The sequence below is a fragment of the Lysobacter sp. KIS68-7 genome, from assembly GCF_021284745.1.
GTDB lineage: Bacteria > Pseudomonadota > Gammaproteobacteria > Xanthomonadales > Xanthomonadaceae > Noviluteimonas.
In genome coordinates, this window is record NZ_CP089925.1 from 1,742,797 (window position 1) to 1,761,486 (window position 18,690).

An 18,690-nucleotide genomic window follows, 5' to 3' on the forward strand; every position below is an offset into this window, starting at 1 on the left:
AGAGCGCTGATTCAAGCGGGGAAAATGAACCCCGCGACCACGCGACGCCCTTCGCCCGCCAGCACGCTGTAAGTGCGCGCAGCCGCCGCGTTGTCCATCACTTCCAGGCCGATGCCCTGCGACAGGCAGGCATGCATCACCGCGGCGGAAGGAAAGCGCTGCGTGGGCCCCGTGCCCAGCACGATCAGCTCGGGCTTGAGCGCGAACAGCGGTGCGAGATCGTCCGGCTGCATCGCCTTCGCATCGACGACGGGCCAGTCTTCCACCAGCGATTCGGGCGCGATGGCGAAGCTGCGTTCGATCGTGCGTTCGTTGACCAGCGCGTGGTGCCCGTCGGCGCCGCGCAGGTACCAGGTGTAATCGGGGCGTTCGAGGTTCAGCTGCATCGCGGCCCGCCGATGCGTCAGCCGCGCGGCAGCACGATGTGGCGCTTCTCGCGGCTCGGCTTGTACAGCACGGCGGTGTGGCCGATGCGCTGCACGAGCGCGGCGCCGGAACGCTGCGCCAGGTCGGCGATCATCGCGTCGCGGACCTCGCGGTCCTCGCCGGCGATCTTCACCTTGATCAATTCGTGCTGTTCCAGGGCATTGCCCACTTCGGAGACCAGCGCATCGGTGATGCCCTTGCCGCCGACCTGGAGGAGGGCCTTGAGGTCATGGGCCTGCCCCCGGAGGAACCGAACCTGGGCGCTCGTCAACACGACGGGGCCTGAAGAGGGGGAAGCGGAAGCGGCAGGCATGGCGAACGACGGGGGCTGAACGGGGGAGGGCGAGGTTATCATGTCGACCCCGCTGGACCTTCCCTGTATGGCCACACGCAGCAAGTCCAGCCAGCGATGGTTGAAGGAACACTTCTCCGATCCCTATGTGAAGAAGGCGCAGGCCGAGGGCCTGCGCTCGCGCGCGGCCTACAAGCTCGAGGAACTGGTGGCGCGCGACCGGCTGCTGAAGCCGGGCATGACGGTCGTGGACCTCGGCGCGGCGCCCGGCGGCTGGTCGCAGTGGGTCCGGGCCGAACTCGACCGGCTGTCGAAAGGCTCGCCCGACAGCGGCCGTGTCATCGCCCTGGACATCCTGGAGATGCCCGGCCTGGCCGGCGTGGACTTCCTTCATGGCGATTTCAGGGATGATGACGTGTTATCACGGCTGGAAGCCGCGCTCGGGGGCGACCGGGTGGACCTTGTCCTGTCGGACATGGCCCCCAATAAGAGCGGAGTGGATGCCGTCGACCAGCCCCGTGCCATGCACTTGGCCGAACTGGCGATGGAGTTCGCCGACCGCCACCTGAAGCCCGGCGGTGCGTTCCTGATCAAGCTGTTCCAGGGCGTGGGCTTCGACGAATACGTGCGGTCGCTCCGGCAGCGTTACGCCAGGGTGGCCATCCGAAAGCCGGCGGCGTCGCGCAAGCGGTCGCCGGAGGTCTACGCCCTCGCGCAGGGCAAACTGAGCTGACTCCCGGGTGGAGTACAGGATGAACGACTTGGCCAAGAATCTGATGTTGTGGGTGGTCGTCGCCGTCGTGCTGATGGTGGTGTTCCAGAGTTTCAGCCCGAAGATGGGTGGCGGGCAGGAAGTCGTGTACTCCGCTTTCGTCGACGACGTTGCGAACGATCGCATCCGCAAGGTCGACTTCTCCGACGACGAGAAGACCATCAAGTTCGAGAAGAAGGACGGAAGCTCCGGCACGACGATCGCGCCGCGTCGGGACGACCGCCTGATCGACGACCTGATCCACCACAAAGTGGAGATCAAGCAGGCCCCGCCGGCCAGCGGCGTCTCGCTCGTCTACATCCTGATCAACGTGCTGCCGTGGCTGCTGTTCATCGGCATCTGGATCTATTTCATGCGGCAGATGCAGCAGGGCGGCGGCAAGGGCGCGATGTCCTTCGGCCGTTCGCGCGCCAAGCTGCTCAACGAAGACCAGACGAAGGTGACCTTCACCGACGTCGCCGGTTGCGATGAAGCGAAGGAAGAAGTCGCCGAGCTCGTCGAGTTCCTGCGCGATCCGGGCAAGTTCCAGAAGCTCGGCGGCAAGATCCCGCGCGGCGTGCTGATGGTCGGTCCGCCGGGTACCGGCAAGACGCTGCTTGCCAAGGCGATCGCCGGCGAAGCGAAGGTGCCGTTCTTCTCGATCTCCGGTTCGGACTTCGTCGAAATGTTCGTCGGCGTCGGCGCCAGCCGCGTGCGCGACATGTTCGAACAGGCGAAGAAGCACGCGCCGTGCATCATCTTCATCGACGAAATCGACGCGGTCGGCCGCCATCGCGGCGCCGGCCTCGGCGGCGGGCACGACGAGCGCGAGCAGACGCTCAACCAGCTGCTCGTGGAAATGGACGGTTTCGAAGGCGGCGAAGGCGTGATCGTGATCGCCGCGACCAACCGCCCCGACGTGCTCGACCCCGCGCTGCTGCGCCCGGGCCGCTTCGACCGCCAGGTCACCGTGGGCCTGCCGGACGTGAAGGGCCGCGAACAGATCCTGCGCGTGCACATGCGCCGCGTGCCGCTGGCCGACGACGTCGAAGCGATGACCATCGCGCGCGGCACGCCGGGCTTCAGCGGCGCCGACCTCGCCAACCTCGTGAACGAAGCGGCGCTGTTCGCCGCGCGCGAGAACGCGAAGGACGTGCGCATGGAGCACTTCGACCGCGCCCGCGACAAGATCCTGATGGGCACCGAGCGCCGTTCGATGGCGATGAGCGAGCAGGAAAAGACGCTCACCGCGTACCACGAAGCCGGCCACGCCATCGTCGGCCGCCTCGTGCCGGAACACGACCCGGTCTACAAGGTCACGATCATTCCGCGCGGCCGCGCGCTCGGCGTGACCATGTACCTGCCGGAAGGCGACAAGTATTCGTACAACCGCACCGCCATCGAATCGATGCTGTGCTCGCTGTACGGCGGCCGCGTCGCCGAGGAACTGATCTTCGGCAACGACAAGGTCACCACCGGCGCGTCCAACGACATCGAGCGCGCGACCAAGATGGCGCGCAACATGGCGACCAAGTGGGGCCTGTCCGAAGAACTCGGCCCGATCGCCTACGGCGAAGAGGAAGACGAAGTGTTCCTGGGCCGCTCGGTCACGCAGCACAAGAACGTCTCCGACGACACCGCGCGCAAGATCGACGAAGTCGTGCACGGCATCCTCGACAAGGCCTACAACCGCACGAAGACGATCCTCACCGAGAACCTCGACAAGCTGCACGTGATGGCCAAGGCGCTGCTGGAGTACGAGACCATCGACGTGCCGATCATCGACGCGATCATGGAAGGCCGCGAACCGCCGCCGCCGCAGGGCTGGACCCGCACGGCGAAGGGCGAGGCGCGCCCGCTGCCGCCGATCGGCGGCCCGGCGGCGCAGACCTGACTCGGCCGTAGTGGCGCGGAAAATGCGTTGATTCACAGACAGGGCTCCTTCGGGAGCCCTTGTTGTTTCAGGTGACCGTCGTTCCAGGAGCAGCAATGCCCGACACGTCCGCCAGCCTGCGTCGCTTCTTCGCCGAATTCCGTCGACGCCGCGTCGTGCGCGTGGCGATCGCCTACCTGATCGTCGGGTGGGTGCTGGTGCAGGTCGCCGACGCGACCTTCGAACCGCTCGGCTTGCCCCCTTGGGCGACGCGTCTGGTGATCGTGCTGCTCGCGCTCGGCTTCGTGCTGGCCTGCGTGCTGTCGTGGATCTACGACATCCAGCCGCACGGGATCGAACGCACGCCGGCCCTGCCCGAAGCGAGCAGTGTGGAAGCCCCCGCGCCTTCGCCCGCGCGTCGCGCTTCCGATGTGGCGCCGCCTGCACCCCCCGCGCCGCCCGACGCTTCCGTTGCGATCCTCCCGTTCTCCGACCTCAGCGAAGCCCACGACCAGGATTACTTCTGCGATGGCCTCGCCGAAGAGATCCTCAACGCATTGGCGAAGGTGCGTGGCCTGCACGTGGCGTCGCGCACTTCGTCGTTCCGTTTCCGCGGCCGCGATGCGGAGCTGTCGGAGATCGGGCGCCAGCTCGGCGTCGCCGCAATCATGGAAGGCAGCGTGCGCAAGGCCGGCGATCGCGTGCGCGTCACCGCGCAGTTGGTGAGTGCCTCCAACGGCTACCACCTGTGGTCGGAGAATTTCGACCGCAACCTGGAGGACATCTTCGCCATCCAGGAAGAAATCGCACGCAACGTCGTCAATGCGGTGCGGCCCACGTTGCAGTCGCCCATCAAGTTCGACCTGGAGAAACGCGCGCCGCGCGACATGCGCGCCTACGAGTTCTACCTGCGCGGGCGCCAGCTCGAAGGACGCACCACGGAGTTGTCGTGGAAGCAGGCGCCGCTGATGTTCCGCCGCGCGATCGAGATCGACCCCGAGTACGCGCAGGCCTGGGCGGGCCTGGCCGATTCGCTGTGCGAGCTGCTGATGTGGCGGCTCGAAGTCGCGCATTCCGGCGCGCTCGAGGAAGCGAAGAACGCCGCGCATCGCGCGCTCGAACTCGACCCCAACCTCGCCGAAGCGCACGTCGCGAAAGCGCACGCGCTGTCGATGTCCGGCGACCACGACGCCGCGACCGAAGCCTACGAACGCGCGCTCTCGCTGGATCCCGGCCTGTACGTGGCGAACTACTACTACGGGCGCGAATGCTTCACGCAGGGCCGCTACCTGCGCGCCGTCGACCTGTTCGAAGCCGCGCACCGTGCGCAGCCCGACGAATTCCAGGCGATCACGCTCGCCGTCAACGCGGCCGATGCGGCGGGCGACGAAGAGCGCAAGAAGCGGCTCGCGATCGAAGGCCTGGCCTGCGCCAGCCACCAGGCGGAGATCGATCCGGAGAATGCACGCGCGCACTACCTCACCGCGGGCCTGATGCAGCACCTGGGCGTCGGCGACAAAGGGCGTGCGGAAATGGAATTCGCGCTGCGCATCCGTCCCGACGATTTCGACGTGCTGTACAACGGCGCGTGCTACTACGCGCTCGGCAACGACCCGGACCGTTCCCTCGACCTGCTCGAGCGCGCCGTCGAACGTGGCGAAGGTTTCCTCGATTGGATCGAGCACGATTCGGACTTCCGCCACGTGCAGCACCTCCCGCGGTTCAAGGCCCTGGTGGCGACGCTCAAGCCGCGCCAGGACGCGTGAGCCGATGCGCGATTGGTCCGCGAGCCTGCGCCGGTTCATCGCCGAGTTCCGTCGGCGCCGCGTGGTGCGGGTGGCGATTGCGTACCTGATCTTCTCGTGGCTGCTCGTGCAGATCGCCGATGCGACCTTCGAGCCGATGGGCCTGCCGCCGTGGTCGTCGCGCTTGCTGATCGTGCTGCTGGCGATCGGCTTCCTGCTTGCTTGCGTGTTGTCGTGGATCTACGACATCCAGCCTTCGGGCATCGAGCGCACGTTGCCCTTGCCCGATGACCCCGCGCCACCCGAAGCCGCGCCACCCGTTAAGATCCTCGACGCCTCCGTCGCCATCCTCCCGTTCGCCGACCTCAGCGAAGCGCACGACCAGGATTACTTCTGCGACGGCCTGGCCGAGGAGATCCTCAATGCGCTGGCGAAGGTGCGCGGCCTGCACGTTGCGTCGCGCACCGCGTCGTTCCGTTTCCGCGGCGGCGGCATGGCGCCGTCGGAGATCGGCCGCCAGCTCAACGTCGCCGCGATCATGGAAGGCAGCGTCCGCAAGGTCGGCGACCGCGTGCGCGTGACCGCGCAGCTGGTGGATGCATCGAACGGCTTCCACCTGTGGTCCGACAATTTTGACCGTAAGCTTGCGGACATCTTCGGGATCCAGGAAGAGATCGCGAGCAATGTCGTCAACGCCGTGCGGCCGGCCTTGTTGCAGTCCGGACCCGCCTTCGACCTGCGCAAGAACGCACCGCGCGACATGCGCGCCTACGAGTACTACCTGCGCGGCCGCCAGTTCGGCGTGCGCATCACCGCGGAGTCGCAGAAGCAGGCGCCGGTGATGTTCCGCCATGCGATCGAAATCGATCCGGAATATGCGCAGGCGTGGGCGGGGCTTGCCGATTCCCTGTGCGAGTTGATGCTGTGGAGGATGGTGCATCGCGACGTCGCGCTCGACGAAGCACGCGCCGCCGCGCAACGCGCGCTGGAACTCGACCCCGGCCTCGCCGAAGCGCACGTCGCCATGGGCCACGCCCTGATGATCGGCGGCGACATCGAAGGCGCGACGGCCTCCTTCGAACACGCGATCAAGCTCGATCCGGAGCTGTACGTCGCGTATTACTACTACGCGCGGCTGTGTTACACGCAGGGCCGTTATTCGCGCGCCGTCGACCTGTTCGAGGCCGCGCACCGCGCCAAGCCAGACGAGTTCCAGGCGCTCTCGCTCGCGGTCGGCGCGGCCGACGCCGCGGGCGACGAGCAACGCAAGAAGCGGATCGCGATCGAAGGCCTGGCCTGCGCGAGCCACCAGGCGCAGATCGATCCGGAGAATGCGCGCGCGCATTACATGACAGCCTCTCTGATGCAGCACCTCGGCGTCGGCGATCGCGGACAGTCGCAGATGGATTACGCGCTGCGCATCCGTCCCGACGATTTCGACGTCCTCTACAACGGCGCCTGCTTTTACGCGCTGGAGGGCCGCACCGACGAGGCGCTCGACCTGCTGGGCCGCGCCATCGACAGCGGCCAGGGCGCGCTGGAATGGATCGAACACGACTCCGACTTCCGCTCGCTGCAGGGCCATCCGAAGTTCGAGCAGATCAAGGCCAGGCTGCGCCAGAAGCGGTGATCGCCTGCGCGTGGTTCAATGCCGGCCTGCGACAGGAGACCGCCGATGTTCGACACCGTCCCCCAGCTCGACTGCAATGGCCGCGTGCTGCGCCTGGATCGCGCCCGCGTCATGGGCATCGTCAACGTCACGCCGGATTCGTTCTCCGACGGCGGCGAGCACGCGACGACGGAAGCGGCGATCGCGCACGGTGTGCAGTTGGCGGAAGAGGGCGCCGACCTCCTGGACATCGGCGGCGAATCCACGCGCCCCGGTGCCGCCGAGGTGTCGATCGAAGAAGAACTCCGCCGCGTGATCCCGGTGATCGAAGGGCTCGTGCGCGCCACGTCGCTGCCGATCAGCATCGATACGTCGAAGCCCGAAGTGATGCGCGCGGCCGTCGCCGCCGGCGCGGGCATGATCAACGACGTCTTCGGCCTGCGCCGCGAAGGCGCGCTCGATGCAGCCGCCTCGCTCGGCGTGCCGGTCGTGCTGATGCACATGCTCGGCGAGCCGCGCTCGATGCAGGCGTCGCCGCAGTACGACGACGTGGTGGCCGACGTGCACCGCTTCCTCGCCGAACGCATCTTCGCGGCGGAGATGGCGGGCATCGCGAAGGCGCGCATCGTGGTCGACCCGGGCTTCGGTTTCGGCAAGACGAGCGCGCACAACATGACCTTGCTCGCGCGGCTGGACAAGATCGCCGAACTGGGCGTGCCGGTGCTTGCGGGTCTGTCGCGCAAGCGCACGATCGGCGAGCTCACGGGGCGCGAGGATCCGCACGCGCGCGTGGCGGGTTCGGTGGCCGCGCACCTGGTGGCGGCGCAGCGAGGCGCGCGCATCCTGCGGGTCCACGACGTCGCGCCGACCGTGGATGCGCTGAAGGTGTGGGAAGCCGTGGCCGCCGTGCCCATGCCCCGCGGCCGCGACGAGAAGCCGACGATCCGCTGGCCCGACGACGACTGACCCGGCGCGGTTCCTGCGGCTACACTCCCCGGGCATCCAGGGGAACCACCGCATGACCGCCAGCACGCCGCTCGTCGTCACCTTCGCCATCTACCTGCTCGCGATGATCGCCATCGGCGTGATCGCGTGGCGCTCTACCCGCAGCTTCGACGACTACATCCTCGGCGGCCGTTCGCTCGGCAGCTATGTCACCGCCTTGTCGGCGGGCGCCTCCGACATGAGCGGCTGGCTGCTGCTCGGCCTGCCGGGCGCGCTGTACCTCGGTGGCCTGTCGGAAGGCTGGATCGCGGTCGGCCTGGTCCTCGGTGCGTGGTGCAACTGGAAATTCGTCGCCGGCCCGCTGCGCGTCTACACCGAGCGCACGCGCAACGCACTCACGCTGCCCGATTACTTCACCCATCGCTTCGACGACCGCAGCCGCGTGCTGCGCGTGCTGTCGGCGCTCGTGATCCTGGTGTTCTTCGCGGTGTATTGCGCCAGCGGCATCGTGGCCGGTGCGCGCTTGTTCGAAAGCGTGTTCGGCGTGCCGTATGCGCAGGCGCTGTGGTGGGGCGCGGCCGCGACGATCCTGTACACGTTGATCGGCGGCTTCCTCGCAGTCAGCTGGACCGACACCGTGCAGGCCTCGCTGATGATTTTTGCGCTGGTGCTCACGCCGGTCGTGGTGATCCTCAGCACTGGTGGCTTCCACGACAGCCTGGCGCTGATCGAATCGGTGAATCCGGCGAAGCTCGATCCGTTCAAGGGCGGGGAGCTGGGACTGGTCGGCATCGTCTCCCTGCTCGCATGGGGCCTGGGCTATTTCGGGCAGCCACACATCCTGGCGCGCTTCATGGCCGCCGACGATCTGCGCTCGATCCCGAAGGCGCGCCGAATCGGCATGACCTGGATGGTGGCGTGTCTGTTCGGCGCGATGGCGGTCGGCTTCTTCGGCAACGCTTACTTCGCCGCGCACGGTGGCGGAGAAGCCGTGCAGGCCAATCCCGAGCGCGTGTTCATCGTGCTGTCGAACCTGCTGTTCAATCCGTGGGTCGCCGGCGTGCTGCTCTCGGCCATCCTCGCGGCGATCATGAGCACGCTCTCGTGCCAGTTGCTGGTGTGTTCGAGCGCGCTGACCGAAGACTTCTACAAGGGCTTCATGCGGCCGAAGGCGAGCCAGCGCGAGCTGGTGTGGTTCGGTCGCGCCATGGTGCTGTCGGTCTCGCTGCTGGCGATCTGGATTGCGCGCGATCCGGACAGCCGCGTGCTCGGCCTGGTGAGCTACGCCTGGGCGGGCTTCGGCGCCGCATTCGGCCCGGTCGTGCTGTTCTCGCTGTTCTGGCATCGCATGACGCGCAACGGCGCGCTCGCGGGCATGGTGGTCGGCGCGGTCACAGTGATCCTGTGGAAGCAGATCGCGGTGGACCAGTACGGCAGCGGCCTGTACGAAATGGTGCCGGGCTTCCTCGCGGCCTCCGTTTCGATCGTGGCGGCCAGCCTGCTTGACCGCGTGCCGGTGGGCGCGGTGCGCGACACGCACGACCAGGTGCACGCGGCGTTGGCGGAGCATGGTTACTGACGAGCGCGAAGACGCACGACCCCGCGCGCTTGCGATCGCGGGGCCGACGGCGTCGGGCAAGACTGCGTTCGCGCTCGCGTGCGCGGCGCGGTATGGCGGCGAGATCGTCAGCGTCGATTCCGCCCTGGTGTACAGAGGGCTCGACATCGGTGCGGCGAAACCGTCGCGCGACGAGCAGGCCGCCGTCCCGCATCACCTGATCGATGTGCGCGATCCGTGGGAGGCGTATTCCGCCGCCGACTTCGCGCGCGACGCACGCATTGCCGTCGACGACATCCTCGCGCGCGGGAAGCTGCCCATCCTCGCCGGAGGCACCGGCCTGTATTTCCAGGCACTGCTGCATGGCCTGGCGCCGATGCCCGAAGCCGATCCGGCCTTGCGCGCGCAGATCGCCGCGGAGGCCGAGCGCGACGGATGGGCGGCATTGCACGCGCAGCTGGCGCAGGTCGACCCCGTCGCCGCCGCGCGCATCCACGCCACCGATCCGCAACGCATCCAGCGCGCGCTCGAGGTGTATCGCACGAGCGGGCGCCCGATCTCGGAATGGCAGCGCATGCACGACGTCGACCGCTTGCCGGTGAAGGTGCTCAAGCTGGCGTTGGCACCGTCGGATCGTGCGGTGTTGCACGCACGCATCGAGGCGCGATTCGACGCGATGCTGCAGGCGGGCTTTCTGGATGAGGTGCGGACGCTGCGCGCATTACCCGCGATGCAGGCGCATCCGGCGCCGCGCGATCTGCCTGCGGTGCGCGCCGTCGGCTACCGGCAGGCATGGGAATTCCTCGACGCGCAGAGCGACGCGGCCACCTTCCGCGAGCGCGCCATCGCCGCCACGCGCCAGCTCGCCAAGCGCCAGTGGACCTGGTTGCGCTCGGAGTTCGACACCTTCTGGTGCGACCCGCAGCGAGACGTGCGTCGCATGGACCGCCTGGTGGCGGACTTCCTCGGCTGAGCCGCCCCGGCCGCCGGGGGTGTACCATCGGCCGGTCGCCGCCGTGGGGAGTGCGGGTCGGGCGATGCGCGGCGCAGGCCGCGGACCACACCACATAACAACAGTTGGGAAATACACCCATGTCCAAGGGCCAATCCTTGCAGGACCCGTTCCTGAACGCGCTGCGCCGCGAACGCGTGCCCGTCTCGATCTACCTCGTCAACGGCATCAAGCTGCAGGGCACGATCGAATCCTTCGACCAGTTCGTCGTCCTCCTGCGCAACACGGTCAGCCAGATGGTCTACAAGCACGCGATCTCCACCGTCGTGCCGGCGCGCAACGTGCGCGTGGGCCCGGGCGGCGGTTACGTGCAGGCCGCCGACAACGGCGGGGACGAGGAAGGCACCGACGAGGCGGAGTGATCGCTCACGCCCCGTGGTGTAAAACCCTCGCATGTTCGAACGTTCAAAGAAGGGCGAGACCGCGCTCCTGATCCAGCCGCACGCGGGTGGTCCGCCCGATGAAGGCGCCGTCGAAGAGTTCGCCGACCTTGCGCGCTCCGCGGGCGCGAAGGTCGCGCACCTGCTCACCGCGCGCATCGACCGCCCGAATCCGGCCACGCTCATCGGCAGCGGCAAGCTCGAGGAAGTGAAGGTCGCCGCCGATGCAAGCGGCGCCGACCTCGTGCTGGTCAACCATCCGCTGAGCCCGGTGCAGGAGCGCAACCTGGAAAAGGCGCTCGAGCGTCGCGTGGTCGACCGCACGGGCCTGATCCTCGACATCTTCGCGCAGCGCGCGCGCAGCCACGAAGGCAAGCTGCAGGTGGAGCTCGCGCAGTTGCGGCACATGGCCACGCGCCTGGTGCGCGGATGGACCCACCTGGAACGCCAGCGCGGTGGTGCCATCGGCCTGCGGGGCCCCGGCGAAACGCAGTTGGAAACCGACCGTCGCCTGCTGCAGAAGCGCGTCGAACAGCTGCAACGTCGACTCGAGAAAGTCGAAGTGCAACGCACGCAGATGCGACGCGCGCGCGTGCGCAGCGAACTGCCGCGCGTGGCGCTGGTCGGCTACACGAACGCAGGCAAGTCGACCTTGTTCAACGCGATGACGGGCGCGGATGCCTACGCCGCCGACCTGTTGTTCGCGACGCTGGACCCCACCGTCCGCCGCGTTGCATTGCAGGGCGGATCGGTGGTGCTCGCCGATACGGTCGGGTTCGTGCGCGACCTGCCGCACGAACTCGTCGCCGCGTTTCGTTCGACGCTGGCCGAAGCGCGCGAAGCCGACCTGTTGCTGCACGTGATCGACGCCGCCGATCCGCTGCGCGAGGAGCGCATCGCGCAGGTGGACGCCGTGCTCGAGGAAATCGGCGCTGGCGAGATCCCGCAACTGCTCGTCTACAACAAGATCGATCGCATCGAGGGCGCCGTGGCCCGCCACGACCTCCCGGGCGATGCCGGCGACGACGGCGACAGCCATGCCCGCTCCACGCGCGAGCGCGTCTGGCTCTCCGCGCGCGACCGCGACGGCATCGACCTGCTGCGGGACGCGCTGGGCTCGCGCCTGGGCCTGCGCCGCGTTTCGGGCGAAGTGCAGCTCCCGCCGGGGGCCGGGCGCCTGCGCGCGCGCCTCCACGAGTTGGGCGCCGTACTGGCCGAGCGCCATGATGAGCACGGCTGGATCCTGAGCCTGGACTTGGCCGAGGCCGACGCGGCGCGCATCGTCGCGCACGCCTACGGCGAACCTTTGCGCCCGCTCTTGCTTGAGGGTGCGGGCACCCCCACCTAGAATCGCCCGGCTCAGGTCGCTTTCGACCCGGGTTCCCCTCCACAGGAGCAGGCATGGCCTGGAACATCCCCGGCGGTTCTTCGAACAAGGACGGCCGCAACCCCTGGCAGCGTCGCGGCTCCGGCGGGTTCGACCGCTTCCTCGATCCGCTGCGCGGCGTCTTCGGTCCCGGCGGGGGCGGCGGCATCGCGCGCTGGATCGGCGTGCTCGCCGTCCTCTGGCTCGCCTTCAACACCTTCGTGCTGGTGACCGAACAGCAACGCGGCGTCGTGCTGCGCTTCGGCCAGTTCGCCCGCGTCCTGCAGCCCGGCCCGCACTTCAAGTGGCCCTGGCCGATCGAGCGCGTCACCAAGGTCGACGCCACCCAGATCAAGACCTTCGGCGACACGGTGTCCGTGCTCACGCGCGACGAGAACATCGTGCGCGTGGAAATCAACGTGCAGTACCGCGTCCGCGATCCGCAGGGCTACCTGTTCAAGACCCGCGACGCCGACAAGGTGCTGCAGCAGGCCGCGCTGAGCACCGTGCGCGAACAAGTGGGCCGCTCCACGCTCGACACAGTGCTCAACGCGCGCGGCACCTTGTCGGTCTCCGCGCGCCAGCGCCTGCAGCAGTCGCTCGATGCGTATCGCACGGGTCTGGTCGTCACCGAACTCAACCTGCCGAACGCGCGCCCGCCGGAAGAAGTGAAGCCCGCCTTCGACGACGTCAACAGCGCGCAGCAGGACAAGGACCGCCTGATCAGCGAAGCGCGCGCCTACGCGGCGCGGGTCGTGCCGACCGCGCGCGGCCAGGCCGCGAAGATCCGCACCAACGCAGAGGGCTACAAGACCGCCAGCATCGCGCGCGCCACCGGCGACGCCGAACGCTTCTCGCTGCTGGTCGACCAGTACCACGGCGCGCCGGACGTTACGCGCAAGCGCCTGTGGCTGGAAACGCTGCAGGAAGTGCTGGGCAACAACAGCCGCCGCATCGTCGGTGGCGACAGTCGCCAGTTGCTGTACGTGCCACTGCCCGGCACCACGGCGCCCGCACAGGCAACGCCTCCGGTCGTGCCGCTCGACCTCGCATCGCCCACCGTCGAAACCACCGGCGCCGACCGCCCCGCGCGCAGCGCTGACCGCCCCGGCCGCGAGGAGCCTGCCCGATGAGAGTGCCCGTCTGGATCCCCCTCGTCGTCGCCGCGCTGCTGGCGCTGCTGGGCTCGGTGTACACCGTGAGCGAAGGCCATGGCGCCATCGTGCTCAACCTCGGTCGCGTCGTGCGCACCGACAGCGGCCCCGGCCTGCACTTCAAGTGGCCGCTGATCGAAAGCGCGCGCGTGTTCGATACGCGCCTGCAGGTGCTTGACGCAGACCCCGAGCGTTACCTGACCTCCGAACGCAAGGACGTGAGCGTCGACTTCTTCGCCATCGGCCAGATCGAAGACCTGCGTGCCTTCTACCGCGCGACCGGCGGCGACGAAACCACCGCGATCGAACGCCTCGCGCCGATCATCAAGGACGCGCTGCGCAACGAGATCAACGCACGCACCTTGTCGGAAGTGGTGTCGGGCGACCGCTCGGAAATCGTCGAGCCCCAGCTGGCGACCATCAACAAGGGCGCGGCGACGCTGGGCGTGCGCATCGTCGACCTACGCATCAAGCAGGTCGACCTGCCGACGGAAGGCGAAGTCATCCGTCAGGTCTATCGCCGCATGAGCGCGCAGCGCCAACAGGTAGCAGCCAAGCTGCGCGCCGAAGGCGACGAGGCGGCCCAGCAGATCTTCGCCACCGCCGACCGCGACAAGCAGGTGATCGAAGCCGAGGCCGAACGCGACGCGCAGAAGCTGCGCGGCGAGGGCGATGCGCAGGCAGCGCAGATCTACGCCGCGGCGGCCAACAAGGACCCGGGCTTCTACGCCTTCCAGCGCAGCCTGGAGGCCTACCGGCAGTCGTTCAAGGACGGCAACACGGTCATCGTGCTCGACAAGAACGACCCCTTCCTGCAGTACATGCGCAGCGACCGCTGAGGTCGGCGGGCCGGCCTTCGGGCCGGTCTTCACGCCAACGGGGTTCCGGCGGGGCCCCGAATGCCGGATAATCCATAAAAGCCGGACGGGCACGCGCCCTCCGGCTTTTTCCGTGCATAAAGGAGCGAAACCGTGGGCCAGTCAGTCGTCGTACTCGGGGCCCAGTGGGGCGATGAAGGCAAGGGCAAGATCGTCGACCTGCTGACCGAGGAAATCGGCGCCGTCGTGCGCTTCCAGGGCGGCCACAACGCCGGCCACACGCTGGTCATCAACGGCAAGAAGACCGTGTTGCACCTGATTCCCTCGGGCATCCTGCGCCCCGACGCGCTGTGCCTCATCGGCAACGGCGTGGTGCTGCACCCCGGTGCGCTGCGCAAGGAAATCGACGAACTCGAAGCCACGGGCGTCGACGTGCGCTCGCGCCTGAAGATCAGCCCGGCCACGCCGATCATCATGCCGTACCACATCGCGCTGGATCAGGCGCGCGAGAAGGCGGCGGGCGGCAAGGCCATCGGCACAACCGGCCGCGGCATCGGCCCGGCGTACGAAGACAAGGTGGCGCGCCGCGGCATCCGCGTGGCCGACCTGAGCTATCCGAAGGAACTCGCGGAAAAGCTGCGCGCCACGCTCGATTACCACAACTTCGTGCTGACCAATTACCTGAAGGTCGAAGCCGTCGACTTCCAGAAGACGCTCGACGAAGCGCTCGCGTTCGGCCAGTACGTCGAACCGATGAAGTCCGACGTCGCCGGCATCCTCCATGAGCTGCGCAAGCAGGGCAAGAAGGTGCTGTACGAAGGCGCGCAGGGTTCGCTGCTCGACATCGACCACGGCACGTATCCTTACGTGACCTCGTCGAACACGACGGTCGGCGGCGCGCTCGCCGGCACCGGCGTCGGCGCGGATGCGATCGATTACGTGCTCGGCATCGCCAAGGCCTACGCCACGCGCGTGGGCGGCGGCCCGTTCCCGACCGAACTCGACGACGAAGTCGGGCAGGGCATCCGCGACCGCGGCCAGGAATACGGGGCCACCACCGGCCGCCCGCGTCGTTGCGGCTGGATGGACATCGTGGCGCTCAAGCGCGCGGTCGCCATCAATGGCATCACCGGCCTGTGCATCACCAAGCTCGACATCCTCGACGGGATGGAGAAGCTGAAGATCTGCGTGGCCTACGAATATCGCGGCAAGCGCACCGAATATGCGCCGCTGGATGCCGCCGGTTGGGAAGAGTGCACGCCGGTGTACCTGGAATTCCCGGGCTGGAGCGAAAGCACGCACGGCATCACCGAGTGGGACAAGCTGCCCGTCGCGGCGCGTGCGTACCTGCGCGCGTTGGAAGAGCTGGCGGGTTGCCCGCTGGCGATCGTGTCGACGGGGCCGGATCGCGACGCGAATATCGTGTTGCAGGATCCGTTTGCCTGACGGCTTGCGATGGATCCCGGACTGACGCCACTGGAAGTCCGGGTCCTTCGCAGATGCATCGCAAAGGCGCCGGCCGAGGTTGCAGAGGAACTCCGGGCGCAACTCGCCGAGGCGACGCTGACCCGCACGCCTGATCGCGCGTTCGGGTATTACGTCGATTTCGAAGTTTCGTCTTATAAGCGCGATCAGGGCGAGGAACCGTTCGTCCTTGAGTGTTCCGGGGGCCATCCCGATGGCCAGAACATCATGTTCTTCATGCTTTATGTGGTGGGCGGCGTCCTGGACTTCCTCGAACTGTCGAGCACCGGCGATTGGCCCGACGATGAGTCGGGCATCGAACTGCACGACGACGTGTGACCGCCCGCCGGGGCCCCTTGACCCTCGCAAAGCTGAAGGACGGCTAGCGAATGTCAACGCCGTGTGCACGCGATGTGCAGAGGGTGGGCTTCGCCATGACTTCCGGCCGAGGGCAGGGCGGCCCGGACCCCGCACCATCGGGCAACTCACTCCCGCCGGTTTGGCGGAACACCCCAACCCAGGACCTCCCATGCGTCGCACGCTCGCCGCTGCCATTACCTTTGCCCTTTCCGTCGCCGCCACGGACGCCTTCGCGCAAGCCGCCATGCCCCGACAGGACACCGCTCCGCCGGTCGTCAACGCGACCACGCAGTTGCCGCGCACCGTGCGCCCGACGCACTACACGATCGCAGTCGTGCCGCACGCGCAGTCGCTCACCTTCGACGGCAACGTCAAGATCGCGCTCGACGTGCTGCAGCCGACCGACAAGATCGTGCTCAACGCGGTCGACATGACCTTCCCGAAGGCCACGCTCAGCGGCGCCAAGGGCAAGCCGATGGCCGCGAAGGTCAGCACGGACAAGGACACGCAGACCGCCACGTTCTCCTTCGACAAGCCGCTCGCCACGGGCAGCTACGTGCTCGAGCTCGACTACACCGGCAAGATCGGCACGCAGGCCAACGGCCTGTTCGCGATCGACTACGAAAACAAGCAGGGCAAGCAGCGCGCGCTGTACACGCAGTTCGAGGCCTCCGACGCCCGCAAGTTCATCCCCTCGTGGGATGAGCCGAACTACAAGGCCGTCTTCGACCTCAGCGCCGACGTGCCGAAGGACTACATGGCGCTCAGCAACATGCCGGTCGCCGAGTCGAAGGACCTGGGCAACGGCCTGCAGCGCGTGAAGTTCCAGACCTCGCCGAAGATGTCGACCTACCTGCTGTTCTTCGGCGTGGGCGATTTCGAGCGCGCGACCAAGCAGGTCGGCGATACGCAGATCGGTGTCGTCGCCCAGCGCGGCTCGGTGGACCAGGCGAAGTTCGCGCTGGATTCCTCGGCCGACGTGCTGAAGGAATACAACGACTACTTCGCCACGCCGTACCCGCTGCCGAAGCTCGACAACGTCGCTTCGCCAGGCCGCAGCCAGTTCTTCGGCGCGATGGAAAACTGGGGCGCGATCTACACCTTCGAATACGCGTTGCTGCTCGACCCGACGATCTCCACGCAGTCGGACAAGCAGGGCGTGTTCTCCATCGCCGCGCACGAAATGGCGCACCAGTGGTTCGGTGACCTCGTGACGATGAGCTGGTGGGACGACCTGTGGCTCAACGAAGGCTTCGCGACGTGGATGGCCGCGCGCACCACGCAGAAGCTGCATCCGGAATGGAACACGGTGCTGGGCAAGGTCAACCAGCGCGAAGCTGCGATGGGCCTGGACTCGGTGGCGACCACGCACCCGGTGGTGCAGAAGGTCGAAACCGTCGAGCAGGCCGCGCAGGCCTTCGACTCGATCACCTACCAGAAGGGCAGCGCCGTCATCGGCATGCTCGAAGGCTACGTCGGCGCCGATGCCTGGCGCGAAGGCGTGCGCGCGTACATGAAGAAGCACGCGTACGGCAACACGGTGTCCGATGACCTGTGGAATGCGGTGCAGGAAGCGTCCGGGACGCCGATCGTCGACATCGCGCACGACTTCACGCTGCAGCCGGGCATCCCGCTGATCACCGTGGAATCGGCGACCTGCGCCGGCGGCAAGACCACGCTGCACCTGAAACAGGGCGAATTCACGCGCGACCGTCCGGGCAAGCAGTCGCTGGCCTGGCGCGTGCCGGTGATCGCGCAGTCGGTCGGCGGCCAGCCGGTGCGCACGGTGGTGCAGGGCGGCACGGGCACGCTGGAAGTGCCGGGTTGCGCGCCGGTCGTGCTCAACGCCGGCCAGAGCGGTTACTACCGCACGCTCTACACGCCGCAGCACTTCGCCACCATCCGCGACAAGTTCACTTCGCTCGCGCCGATCGACCAGCTGGGCCTGATGAACGACATCTGGGCGCTCGGCATGGCCGGCCTGCAGCCCTCGTCGGATTACCTCGACCTCGCCAAGCGCGTGCCGGTGGATGCCGATCCGCAGATCTGGGGCGACGTTGCCGACAGCCTGCGCGGCCTGGACCGTTACTACGAAGGCACGGGTGAGCGCCAGGCGCGCTTTCGCAAGTTCGCCGTCGCCACGCTGCGTCCGGTGATGGCGCACGTGGGCTGGGATGCGAAGCCGGGCGAACCCGATCCGGTGGCGATCCAGCGCACCGACCTGATCGCCGCGCTCTCGCAGCTCGGCGACGAGCAGGTGATCGCCGAAGCGCGTCGTCGCTTCGCCGCTTCGGAGACCGATCCGAACGCGATGCCGGCGCCGCTGCGTCGCACGATCCTCGGCGTGGTCGCTTCGCATGCCGATGCGGCGACGTGGGACAAGCTGCACACGATGGCGAAGAACGAAAAGACGCCGCTCGTGCGCGACCAGCTCTACACCATGCTGTCGATCGCCGATGATGCGGCCATCGCGCAGAAGGCGCTGGACCTGGCGCTCACCGACGAACCGGGCGAGACCAACAGCGCGGGCATGATCGCGGCCGTCGCCGGCGACCATCCGGACATGGCGTTCGACTTCGCCTCCGCGCATCGCGATGAAGTCGGCAAGCGCGTGGACTCGACCTCGAGCAGCCGCTACTACCCGGGCCTGGCGAATGGTTCGCTCGATCCGGCGATGGTCGGCAAGCTGCGCGCCTACGCGGACAAGTACATCGCCGCCGGCTCGCGTCGTCCCACCGACACCGCGATCGCCACCATCGAGTACCGCACGAAGGTGAAGCAGGACCGCCTGCCGGCCATCGACACCTGGCTGAAGAAGAACGGCGGCTGATCCCGGCGCCACGTTGACCCGACGGGGTCGGAGGTTTCCTCCGGCCCCGTTTCTTTTTTGCAAATTCGACAGGTCTCCAATAAATAGGCCATTCGTTCGCGTTCGAA

General features: G+C 67.7%; 16 protein-coding genes. 14 read left to right on the plus strand and 2 right to left on the minus strand.

The annotated features are described in order from the left end of the window. Positions 1-11 precede the first annotated feature (11 nt). Positions 12-386 carry an Mth938-like domain-containing protein gene (locus tag LVB87_RS08390; protein ID WP_232897538.1) on the minus strand — a complete coding sequence of 125 codons (375 nt, stop codon included), beginning with the start codon at positions 384-386 and terminating at the stop codon, positions 12-14. Positions 387-403: 17 nt separating this feature from the next. Then, the gene (gene yhbY / locus LVB87_RS08395) at positions 404-739 is read right to left on the minus strand and encodes a ribosome assembly RNA-binding protein YhbY (RefSeq protein WP_232897539.1); all 336 of its coding nucleotides are present in this window, start codon (positions 737-739) and stop codon (positions 404-406) included. A gap of 67 nt (positions 740-806) precedes the next feature. Between yhbY and rlmE the strand changes: the two genes are divergently transcribed. From rlmE to LVB87_RS08465, 14 genes are all read left to right on the plus strand, one after another. After that, positions 807-1,451: a 23S rRNA (uridine(2552)-2'-O)-methyltransferase RlmE gene (gene rlmE, locus LVB87_RS08400; protein ID WP_232900517.1), complete on the plus strand. Its 645-nt coding sequence runs from the start codon at positions 807-809 to the stop codon at positions 1,449-1,451. Positions 1,452-1,470: 19 nt separating this feature from the next. Beyond that, positions 1,471-3,363, plus strand: coding sequence for an ATP-dependent zinc metalloprotease FtsH (gene ftsH, locus LVB87_RS08405; protein WP_232897540.1), 1,893 nt, complete (start codon positions 1,471-1,473; stop codon positions 3,361-3,363). Positions 3,364-3,458: 95 nt separating this feature from the next. Then, positions 3,459-5,108 carry a tetratricopeptide repeat protein gene (locus LVB87_RS08410; protein ID WP_232897541.1) on the plus strand — a complete coding sequence of 550 codons (1,650 nt, stop codon included), beginning with the start codon at positions 3,459-3,461 and terminating at the stop codon, positions 5,106-5,108. Positions 5,109-5,112: 4 nt separating this feature from the next. Beyond that, on the plus strand, positions 5,113-6,717 hold the full coding sequence (locus LVB87_RS08415) for a tetratricopeptide repeat protein (protein ID WP_232897542.1): 1,605 nt from the start codon (positions 5,113-5,115) through the stop codon (positions 6,715-6,717). A 45-nt stretch (positions 6,718-6,762) separates the two neighbouring features. Beyond that, positions 6,763-7,662: a dihydropteroate synthase gene (folP, locus tag LVB87_RS08420; protein WP_232897543.1), complete on the plus strand. Its 900-nt coding sequence runs from the start codon at positions 6,763-6,765 to the stop codon at positions 7,660-7,662. Positions 7,663-7,714: 52 nt separating this feature from the next. Further along, entirely contained in the window at positions 7,715-9,220 is a 1,506-nt protein-coding gene (gene putP, locus LVB87_RS08425; RefSeq protein WP_232897544.1) for a sodium/proline symporter PutP, read from the plus strand. Next, positions 9,210-10,172, plus strand: coding sequence for a tRNA (adenosine(37)-N6)-dimethylallyltransferase MiaA (miaA, locus tag LVB87_RS08430; protein WP_232897545.1), 963 nt, complete (start codon positions 9,210-9,212; stop codon positions 10,170-10,172). The genes putP and miaA overlap by 11 nt, the downstream gene beginning before the upstream one ends. A gap of 119 nt (positions 10,173-10,291) precedes the next feature. Continuing rightward, positions 10,292-10,573: an RNA chaperone Hfq gene (hfq, locus tag LVB87_RS08435; protein ID WP_232897546.1), complete on the plus strand. Its 282-nt coding sequence runs from the start codon at positions 10,292-10,294 to the stop codon at positions 10,571-10,573. Positions 10,574-10,604: 31 nt separating this feature from the next. Continuing rightward, positions 10,605-11,939: a ribosome rescue GTPase HflX gene (hflX, locus tag LVB87_RS08440; protein ID WP_232897547.1), complete on the plus strand. Its 1,335-nt coding sequence runs from the start codon at positions 10,605-10,607 to the stop codon at positions 11,937-11,939. A 53-nt stretch (positions 11,940-11,992) separates the two neighbouring features. Further along, positions 11,993-13,090 carry an FtsH protease activity modulator HflK gene (hflK, locus tag LVB87_RS08445; protein WP_232897548.1) on the plus strand — a complete coding sequence of 366 codons (1,098 nt, stop codon included), beginning with the start codon at positions 11,993-11,995 and terminating at the stop codon, positions 13,088-13,090. Beyond that, positions 13,087-13,950 (plus strand): protease modulator HflC, encoded by an 864-nt coding sequence (hflC, locus tag LVB87_RS08450; protein ID WP_232897549.1) that lies wholly within the window; start codon positions 13,087-13,089, stop codon positions 13,948-13,950. The genes hflK and hflC overlap by 4 nt, the downstream gene beginning before the upstream one ends. Before the next feature lie 132 nt (positions 13,951-14,082). Then, entirely contained in the window at positions 14,083-15,375 is a 1,293-nt protein-coding gene (locus LVB87_RS08455; protein ID WP_232897550.1) for an adenylosuccinate synthase, read from the plus strand. 9 nt (positions 15,376-15,384) lie between these two features. Next, positions 15,385-15,732 (plus strand): hypothetical protein, encoded by a 348-nt coding sequence (locus LVB87_RS08460; RefSeq protein WP_232897551.1) that lies wholly within the window; start codon positions 15,385-15,387, stop codon positions 15,730-15,732. A 190-nt stretch (positions 15,733-15,922) separates the two neighbouring features. Next, entirely contained in the window at positions 15,923-18,583 is a 2,661-nt protein-coding gene (locus tag LVB87_RS08465) for a M1 family metallopeptidase (protein ID WP_232897552.1), read from the plus strand. Positions 18,584-18,690: the final 107 nt, after the last annotated feature.

Bases quoted from the DNA above. Each gene is read 5' to 3' on its own strand.
- hfq (WP_232897546.1), top strand. From the start codon at position 10,292: ATGTCCAAGGGCCAATCCTTGCAGGACCCGTTCCTGAACGCGCTGCGC.
- LVB87_RS08460 (WP_232897551.1), top strand. From the start codon at position 15,385: ATGGATCCCGGACTGACGCCACTGGAAGTCCGGGTCCTTCGCAGATGC.
- LVB87_RS08415 (WP_232897542.1), top strand. From the start codon at position 5,113: ATGCGCGATTGGTCCGCGAGCCTGCGCCGGTTCATCGCCGAGTTCCGT.
- yhbY (WP_232897539.1), bottom strand. From the start codon at position 739: ATGCCTGCCGCTTCCGCTTCCCCCTCTTCAGGCCCCGTCGTGTTGACG.
- hflC (WP_232897549.1), top strand. From the start codon at position 13,087: ATGAGAGTGCCCGTCTGGATCCCCCTCGTCGTCGCCGCGCTGCTGGCG.
- ftsH (WP_232897540.1), top strand. From the start codon at position 1,471: ATGAACGACTTGGCCAAGAATCTGATGTTGTGGGTGGTCGTCGCCGTC.
- LVB87_RS08465 (WP_232897552.1), top strand. From the start codon at position 15,923: ATGCGTCGCACGCTCGCCGCTGCCATTACCTTTGCCCTTTCCGTCGCC.
- LVB87_RS08410 (WP_232897541.1), top strand. From the start codon at position 3,459: ATGCCCGACACGTCCGCCAGCCTGCGTCGCTTCTTCGCCGAATTCCGT.
- miaA (WP_232897545.1), top strand. From the start codon at position 9,210: ATGGTTACTGACGAGCGCGAAGACGCACGACCCCGCGCGCTTGCGATC.
- hflK (WP_232897548.1), top strand. From the start codon at position 11,993: ATGGCCTGGAACATCCCCGGCGGTTCTTCGAACAAGGACGGCCGCAAC.
- folP (WP_232897543.1), top strand. From the start codon at position 6,763: ATGTTCGACACCGTCCCCCAGCTCGACTGCAATGGCCGCGTGCTGCGC.
- rlmE (WP_232900517.1), top strand. From the start codon at position 807: ATGGCCACACGCAGCAAGTCCAGCCAGCGATGGTTGAAGGAACACTTC.
- LVB87_RS08390 (WP_232897538.1), bottom strand. From the start codon at position 386: ATGCAGCTGAACCTCGAACGCCCCGATTACACCTGGTACCTGCGCGGC.
- putP (WP_232897544.1), top strand. From the start codon at position 7,715: ATGACCGCCAGCACGCCGCTCGTCGTCACCTTCGCCATCTACCTGCTC.
- hflX (WP_232897547.1), top strand. From the start codon at position 10,605: ATGTTCGAACGTTCAAAGAAGGGCGAGACCGCGCTCCTGATCCAGCCG.